The 7,157-nt window shown below is 48.4% G+C and carries 9 protein-coding genes; 2 read left to right on the top strand and 7 right to left on the bottom strand.

The window, feature by feature from the left end; translation table 11 throughout:
- Positions 1-146: 146 nt before the first annotated feature.
- Entirely contained in the window at positions 147-956 is an 810-nt protein-coding gene (gene uppS / locus ACP5PX_RS03645) for a polyprenyl diphosphate synthase (RefSeq protein ID WP_428084064.1), read from the bottom strand.
- A 172-nt stretch (positions 957-1,128) separates the two neighbouring features.
- Between uppS and ACP5PX_RS03640 the strand changes: the two genes are divergently transcribed.
- Complete coding sequence (locus ACP5PX_RS03640) at positions 1,129-1,995, top strand: hypothetical protein (protein ID WP_428084062.1); 867 nt, start codon at positions 1,129-1,131, stop codon at positions 1,993-1,995.
- Positions 1,982-3,784, top strand: a complete 1,803-nt coding sequence (locus tag ACP5PX_RS03635; protein WP_428084060.1) for a hypothetical protein — start codon at positions 1,982-1,984, stop codon at positions 3,782-3,784. The genes ACP5PX_RS03640 and ACP5PX_RS03635 overlap by 14 nt, the downstream gene beginning before the upstream one ends.
- Here the strand turns inward: ACP5PX_RS03635 and ACP5PX_RS03630 are convergent.
- From ACP5PX_RS03630 to ACP5PX_RS03605, 6 genes are read right to left on the bottom strand one after another with little or no spacing between them, the layout of a single operon-like run.
- Entirely contained in the window at positions 3,755-4,033 is a 279-nt protein-coding gene (locus ACP5PX_RS03630; RefSeq protein WP_428084058.1) for a hypothetical protein, read from the bottom strand. The genes ACP5PX_RS03635 and ACP5PX_RS03630 overlap by 30 nt on opposite strands.
- Positions 4,034-4,037: 4 nt before the next feature.
- Positions 4,038-4,427 (bottom strand): DUF61 family protein, encoded by a 390-nt coding sequence (locus ACP5PX_RS03625; protein ID WP_428084056.1) that lies wholly within the window; start codon positions 4,425-4,427, stop codon positions 4,038-4,040.
- A gap of 2 nt (positions 4,428-4,429) precedes the next feature.
- A complete protein-coding gene (locus tag ACP5PX_RS03620) occupies positions 4,430-5,068 on the bottom strand; it encodes a V-type ATP synthase subunit D (RefSeq protein ID WP_428084054.1) in 639 nt (212 codons plus the stop codon).
- Entirely contained in the window at positions 5,068-5,406 is a 339-nt protein-coding gene (locus tag ACP5PX_RS03615; RefSeq protein WP_428084052.1) for a V-type ATP synthase subunit F, read from the bottom strand. Before ACP5PX_RS03615 ends, ACP5PX_RS03620 begins: the two co-directional genes overlap by 1 nt.
- A complete protein-coding gene (locus ACP5PX_RS03610) occupies positions 5,396-6,529 on the bottom strand; it encodes a V-type ATPase subunit (RefSeq protein WP_428084050.1) in 1,134 nt (377 codons plus the stop codon). Before ACP5PX_RS03610 ends, ACP5PX_RS03615 begins: the two co-directional genes overlap by 11 nt.
- The gene (locus ACP5PX_RS03605; protein ID WP_428084048.1) at positions 6,526-7,155 is read right to left on the bottom strand and encodes a V-type ATP synthase subunit E family protein; all 630 of its coding nucleotides are present in this window, start codon (positions 7,153-7,155) and stop codon (positions 6,526-6,528) included. Before ACP5PX_RS03605 ends, ACP5PX_RS03610 begins: the two co-directional genes overlap by 4 nt.
- Between the last annotated feature and the right edge of the window lie 2 nt (positions 7,156-7,157).

Genomic DNA, 7,157 nt, shown 5'->3' with positions numbered 1-7,157 from the left:
TTCTGATGGTTAGCCTGTTTAGAAAAATGCGATAAAACGCGTCAAAATGGCTTGAAACATAGAAATTTGGATCTTTAAATAGTCGGTGGGCTTTATAGATACGCTAATTTTAATTTAAAAAAGCCACAGTTCACGAGACTTTTCAATCACTTTCCAAAGCGCCGCTCTCGGCTCTGATAGTTGCGAATGGCCCTGAGAAAATCTATCTTGCTGAAGGCGGGCCAGTTTGCCTCGCAGAAATACAGCTCACTGTAGGCCGATTGCCAAATGAGAAAGCCGCTCAGCCGTTCCTCGCCGCTCGTCCTGATGATGAGGTCGGGATCAGGCAAACCGGCCGTATACAAATGGTTGTTAATCATATTCTCGTCGACATCTTTTGGAGTTATTTCGCCGTTTTTTATTTTCTCGCAAATTTTGCGCACCGCGTCTGCCAACTCGGCCCTGCCACCATAACCAACCGCGATGTTAAGCGTGTGCCCATTGTAACCCCCCGTTGCCGCTTGGGCCTCGTCAATGGCCCTTTGAACCTGCTCGGGCAACATTTTCAAATCACCAATAGCCTTGATGCGAATTTTGTATTTGTGAACGCGCGGATCCCTAGCCACCTCTTTAAACTTTTGGGCCAGCAGGTCCATGAGTTTTTTGACCTCCTCTTCGTCGCGCTTGAAGTTCTCCGTGGAAAACGCGTAAACGGTGACGTGTTTGATGCCAAGCTCCTGGCACCAGCCAATAACCTCCTCAAGCTTTTTGGCACCCAGGACATGGCCATAAAATCGGTCCATACCCATCTGTTCCGCATACCTGCGGTTGCCGTCGAGGATTATCGCTATGTGTTTCGGTATCTTCTCCGAGCTGGCCACCTCGGCAAACAGCTTACGCTCGTAATATTTCATCAACAGCCTTTGTATCTGGGCTATCCCCGGCAGTCTTTCGATGGGTATTCTCTCCACTTCCATAGAACCAAGTGTTAATCTATCAACCTTCTTTTAAAGCTCTGCGAGTTTAATTCTATTTTTGAACCCGCGTTTTGATTTAAAATTAGCCCCCAGCGCCGGCGAATACAGATCGGGCGAAAAGGATGGTGATAAGTCATTATATACCCTGCGTCTAAAGATAGGGAGGAGTACTATGGGACTGACTTGGCCACCGCAGCGCCTGAAGCGCAGAAATATGCTGGCGATACCGCTGATAGTTTCAGTCGTCTTGCTAGCAGTTTCCCTGATTTTTGGTTTGCCCCTAGGTAGGGACTTGCAGGGTGGAACCTTGATCATGGTCCGCGGAGTTGAAAAGGCTCCCGATGTTGATCAAGTTAGATCTCAGATTGAGAAACTGACAGGTTTGGAGGCGATTGTCCATGTTACCAGTAATGGGTTGGATATTGAGATAAATAAGTTAAGTGGTGAGGTGGGAAATGAGATTACGGTGATGCTTTCCAGCACTTTTGGCTTTTCAAGTGACTCAATTACGGTCGGTGAGTTGGGCCCAGTTGTTAGCAGTGCGCAATGTTTCCAACTTATCTATCTCGGGCTCGGGGCTTTGGCCGTCATTCAAATTGTGCTTTTCATCTTCAGGCTTCGCGTAGCCGCCACGACAACAATAATTGTCGCGGTTCTAGATGTGGTCGGTACCCTAGGCCTGATGTCGCTGTTCAAAGTTCCCTTAAATCTGGCCTCGATTTTTGGAATTTTGGTAACTATTGTTTACGTCGTGGATGTCAATGTTCTTCTCGCCTTCAGGCTTTTGAAAGGAGCCGTGGGTAACCCAAAGGAAAATCTTGGTGAAGCGATGAAGGCGGTCTTGGTTTTGAGCGCCATCGCCATCGTGGTCTGTCTGAGCGCTAGCTTTATCATACCGGTAAATGCGGTCTGGGAGTTCGCGCTGGCCCTAACTTTTGGGATAGCCGTGAATCTCCTCAACACTTGGTTCCTGGGTGCCGCCCTCTACCTGCGACACCTTGAACACAAAAAGGTCGTGAGTTATCATGTCAGCATTTAAGTCCCGCCGTGCCAAACTGTTGCTGCTGGTGCTGGTCCTCTCCATCCTGATCATATGGCAGCCTTGGTCAGGACTTGAGCCGACTATCCGGGGGGTCAAGATAGGTTCAGATTTTGCTGGCGGTACCCAGATGGTTTTCGAGTTACAATCCTACCGTGTCACCCTCCAGTATGGTTCCGCGGGGGAAAACCTCATAAGTTACACCACCGCCTCGATCGAATCCTTGCTGGGGGCTGAGACTAGGCTGATCAGCTATAACCCCAACAGCGAAAAGGCGGTTTTTGATGTCCACGGCAGGCTGACGGAGCTGATGTTGCAAAAGGCGGTTGGCGAAATAGCCACCGTTATCGATGTTGAGACGTATGTGGAAGAAAATGAACTGGATCAAGCGATCAACTTACTAAGGTCGCGCGTGGACCCGTATCAGCTGCTTGACGTAAGGCTAAGGTCGTACGGTGCTGCATCCATACTCTTTGAGGCCTCAGGGGTGGACCCAAACCGCGCCAGAGATTTATTGGGCGTCCAGGGGAAGCTAGAGATGTTCTTAGACAACCAATTGGTCCTGAGCAACGACGAGATTCTGGGTTTGGCAGCCCCGATTTCTGCAGAGGCTCTGGCCTACGTTCCCATCACCTTGACCGATATCGGCACCGAGACGCTGAAACAGGCCTGCAGCGGGAAAGCCAATCACCCCATTGTCATTTACCTAGACCGCCCCACCGATGCGATTGTAATATTTGAGAACGGCATCCTGAGGGATGCCAGCAGTATATTTTATGATGAATCCTCTCAGGAATTTTATGTGACCCGGGAAACGGGAATTGCGGAGTCCGCCTACCACATCTTGGTGTCGGCCGTTCCGATTTTAAGGGATGATATTCCGAACTTGGTTAAGACCTATCTTTCGGACCATGTTGGCGACAGGGCGCGAGTTATTTTATTGGGTTCCAAAGATGATTTTTCACCAGAGGTAATTGAGTGGCTTTCGGCCCATTACAGTATTGAAACACTTTCTCGACGCGAGGGCGAAACCGTCGATGAATGGGTGCTTCGGGCCTGCGGGGTTCAGTCGGCGCCCGTCGTCACCCAGACGATGGCGGCCGGTGGCGTGACCAGCGATCTTACCATCCCTATTGTGGCCAAGACGCAGGCGCAGGCATTGGTCAAAGCGCAGAACTTGCAGAGGGCTCTGGTTTACCAGCTTGATTTGCCCATAGCTTTCGTCCAAGAAGCAAAGTTTTCTTCTCCCTTTGGATCGGGCTTCAAAGAAGGTCTGATGATTGTAGCCGGTGTTGCAGTTTTGTGCATTTTTGTTCTCCTTTATTTTGCCTTCTCCCGCATTAAGGTGGCCATCGCGGTCATTGCCTTCCTGTTCGTCGACGCGCTGCTAACGCTTGCAGGGATCTCGGTTTTAGGGCTGCCGCTGGGTTTACCCGCCGCCTCTGGGCTTCTGCTGGTGGTTCTTTCCGGCCTGAACCAGCACATAATTATAACAAATGAGCTACTGAAGGGAGCCCAGCCTCAGGAAAAGGTAAGCGTTGGCTGGAGAACATCTAGGGCATTGGCGATATCCTATTTGGCCTCTCTCACCGTTGTCTTAGTCTCGATTTTGATAGCTCTGGCAGGGTTCGGTCCCCTTCGAATTTTTGCAATTGCCGCCGCGGCAGGATTGGTAATTGCCATAATTTTGACTAGGCCGGTATTTGCGCGGGTGATGGAATCGATTATTTCAGCGGGACCGAAGACCGCTCTGCCAGAATTAGCCAAGCCCGAGCAGAAGCAGCAGTGAGGCTGCAGCCAGCCCGCCCAAAGTCACTATCAGACCCAAAAATAACCGATGGACCTGCATCGCCTTCAGCGCTTCTCTGGTCACCAAATAGATTGACGTGGTGGAGATAAAGTAGAACCAAAGAACCACCGTGACCACAAACAGGTACTCCATCTTTAAGAGCAGCATCAGAAACGCTATCAGTCCCGCCGAGATGCTAACGATGGTAAGTGGGTAGAAGAGTGCCATTAAGATTCTCCACCGGGTCATGGAATCACCATCCGAACAGATACTGCGTGGTCGTGGCGAGTTTTCTTCTAATGACGGCGATTTCGGGCCGGTAAACGATTAGCTCGTTTTTCGAGATTTCTTTACCCAATATTTTTCTAATCACCTTCACCTCAGATTCCCCACTTATTTTGGCCGCGCCCCTGCCGAGTTTGGGCTCAAGAGAAATGAATATGGGCAGCTGTAGCCTGTCCCATTCCGCTTCCGGCAGGATTTTTGCGATGAACTCAAGTTCCTCTCTTTTAAAATAATGTGCCTTGCCATCCTTGGTTCGCACAAACGGCCTTTCCAGTGATAGCGCCGATTTTAATGTAATGCGCTTCTCCGGGATGTGGGCATTGAGCCCGCTCAGCTCAAATTTTATTATCCTTTCCACTTTCACTCACGCTTTTCCAATATCGCCTTTATACGCTTCAGGCGGGTGAAGTTCTCTCGCTCCAGTTCGTCAAGCCTCATCATTATAAATTTCATTGATTCCCTGAGTCTGGGGATCAGTATGTACTCCAGCGCGTTTACCCGCCTTTTGGTCTTTTCAAGTTCCCGCGCCAGAGAGATTGCGGTTACCTCCAGTTCGGCCAGTTCGATAAGAAGCTTGATCGCCCGTTCCATTTCTTCGGCGGCGATATCTAAAAGCGAGGAAGTGGTGTGCAAGCTGTAGCCGCGGGCAAGGGCGTTTCTTTCTATCCCAGCAACTTGGATGGTCGGGACCTCGATGCCCATGATGTTCCTCACGTAAATGTCGATGTTGATTTCCTTTTTTGATTCCGCTGCCGCTTGCACGGTTTCAAAAGTTCCAAGTGTTGCCATGCAGATCGACACCGCCTCGTAACCCCTTTTCAGCTGTGTTATTGCCTCAGCCTTAGATTTCTGAATTATTTTCAAGGTGTTCAGCAGCTCCATGACTAGAGCATCCATCTTTTCCTTAAGTAAGTCATAGCCCTTTTCCGCCAGCGCGAGGCGGTTCTTAACCTTTAGTAGTTCCATCCTGTTGGGTGAGACGTTGATTCTCGCCGCCATTACTGCGCCTCCGTCTTCAGCTTTATTTCCACACCTACAGTTTTTCTGACCAGCTCTTGGAGTTCATCACTTTCCGGGACATAGCCAGATCTGTCCGGTATTTTGAGCACTAGTGGGAGCAGGCCCTTTTCCTGAATTTTTCTGCGAAATTCTGGGCTGATTTCCTCAGCAACTCGATGCGTGATTAAGATCAGACCGATTTCTTCGTTGGATAGAAATTCCTCCAATCGGGACAGCGTTTTTTCTTTATCTGTGTGCACATGCGCAAACTGCACTCCGGCTAGGTTGAATCCTGTTATAGTTTCGAGGTCTCCGATCACCGCGATTTTAAAGCCCAATCTTAGGCACCCCCAATATGTTTTTCTTTATTTTTTGTGGCTCAACTTTTTCTGCTTTGAGCCGCAGTATGGTAAGTAAATTTCTGACCTCAGTCTCCTTTAATAGGATGTAAAGGACCACCGGGGCGATGCTGAAAATATGGGCAACCGCCTGTTCTCGGAAGACTTTGAGCCTCAGCTCATCGAGTGCTCTTTCCGCAGTAGAAATGCCCTGCGCTTCAATCTGGGGGAGAAAGTTCAACAGAACCAGTCCATAGGGAGTACGAGAAACCACTTCCAAGCCTGATTTAATATTTTCCGCATAAACCATGTCTTTGAGCATTCCCTCGGTCAAGAGATACGACGGCCTGATAAGATACTTATCTATTTCCTCTGGAGCCACGCCTTCTTTTTTTAACCGTAGGATTAGCTTGATATTCACGGTATCGATTTCACATCCGATCATCTTCATTAAAATCTCCCGCTGTGATTTGACCCGCAGTATTTCTTGCCATAAGCTTTTGTAGTAATAGACGTCTAGCGCGGACAGAATGGCCGATAGCCCGCGTTCCTTGTAATCCTTCAGGGCACCATTAAGAACTGGAAAATATTCACTGTCTTTCAGAAAATCAAGCAACTGATCAAAATTTTTCACCGAGGTTAACATCTCAAGCCTTTCCCGCGTAAGCGTTGGTGAGGACATGTAATGTTTTAGATCTTCTTCAACAGGGACACCTTGGTGGATTGCTGTAACGATTGTTTTTAAACCCCAAACTTCCCATTTTTTAAGAAGCCTCAACACAGTTTCTTTTCGCTGGCTTGGAACTATTTTCAGGATTTCCTGATAGCGATGGTTCAAATGATCCTTAAAGACGATTTCAGCTTTTTTCACGTCAACCGTACCGTCTTTGGAAATTTCTGACAAAAGCGGGCGATATTCGGTATCGTCAAGTAAGGAAATCAGATTTTCTACAGCCGGTGCTTCCGCCATTTCCATTAAACGGTTTTCTTTTAGCAGTTTAGCCTCCCAGGCGCTTATCACCGCACCGCAGTAGACATAGGCGACGGTCCTCTTGGCGTGAAGCGCGATTAAAATAGAGATTAGCCCGATGATGCCAAAAATTACAATCAATATCTCCATCATCGAGATCCTTCGAATAAGAGTTTTGCCACCTTCACCCTCAGTACGTCGGTTAGTCTTCGGATTGTTCCTTCAAAGGTTTCGTCAATTTCGATTTTTCCGTCAGCAGCGACTACTTTGACTCCTCCGGTGGCTTCAATCGGTTCGCCAAGGGAAATGTTGACTTCCTTGTTGTCGGACTTTAGTTCCCGGACAATGGTGTTCTTTAATGATTTGAGCATTTCCAAGTCACGGCGATTAGCCCTGATTATGATATCGTTTGACCCAAGTTTTCTACAGGCGTCAATGGTTATCCTAACAAGATCCTCCTTATAATCCGGCGAAAGAGCATGTTTGCGCAGTTTTTCCTCGGCTTCCTTAAAGACATTTTCAATGATTATCTCCTTTTCCCGGAGGAGTTCCTTTCTGGCTTCAACCTTTGCCCGGGCCAGAATCTCCGCATATATCTGCTTTCCTTTAGTTTCAGCTTCCCTTAGCTTTTGTTTCTCTTCTTCCTCAGCGTTTATCTTGGCCGAGTTGATGATTGCGGCCGCCTGCTGGTTTGCATCCTGGATGATCAAGGCTGCTTTTTCCTCAGCCTCTTTCAAGATATCTTCAGCTAACAATCTGGCGCCTTTTTCGGCCTGCAAAT

The organism is Hadarchaeum sp. (SeqCode) (assembly GCF_049969415.1).
Classification (GTDB): Archaea; Hadarchaeota; Hadarchaeia; order Hadarchaeales; family Hadarchaeaceae; genus Hadarchaeum.
This window is presented reverse-complemented; position numbering and strand designations above follow the sequence as displayed.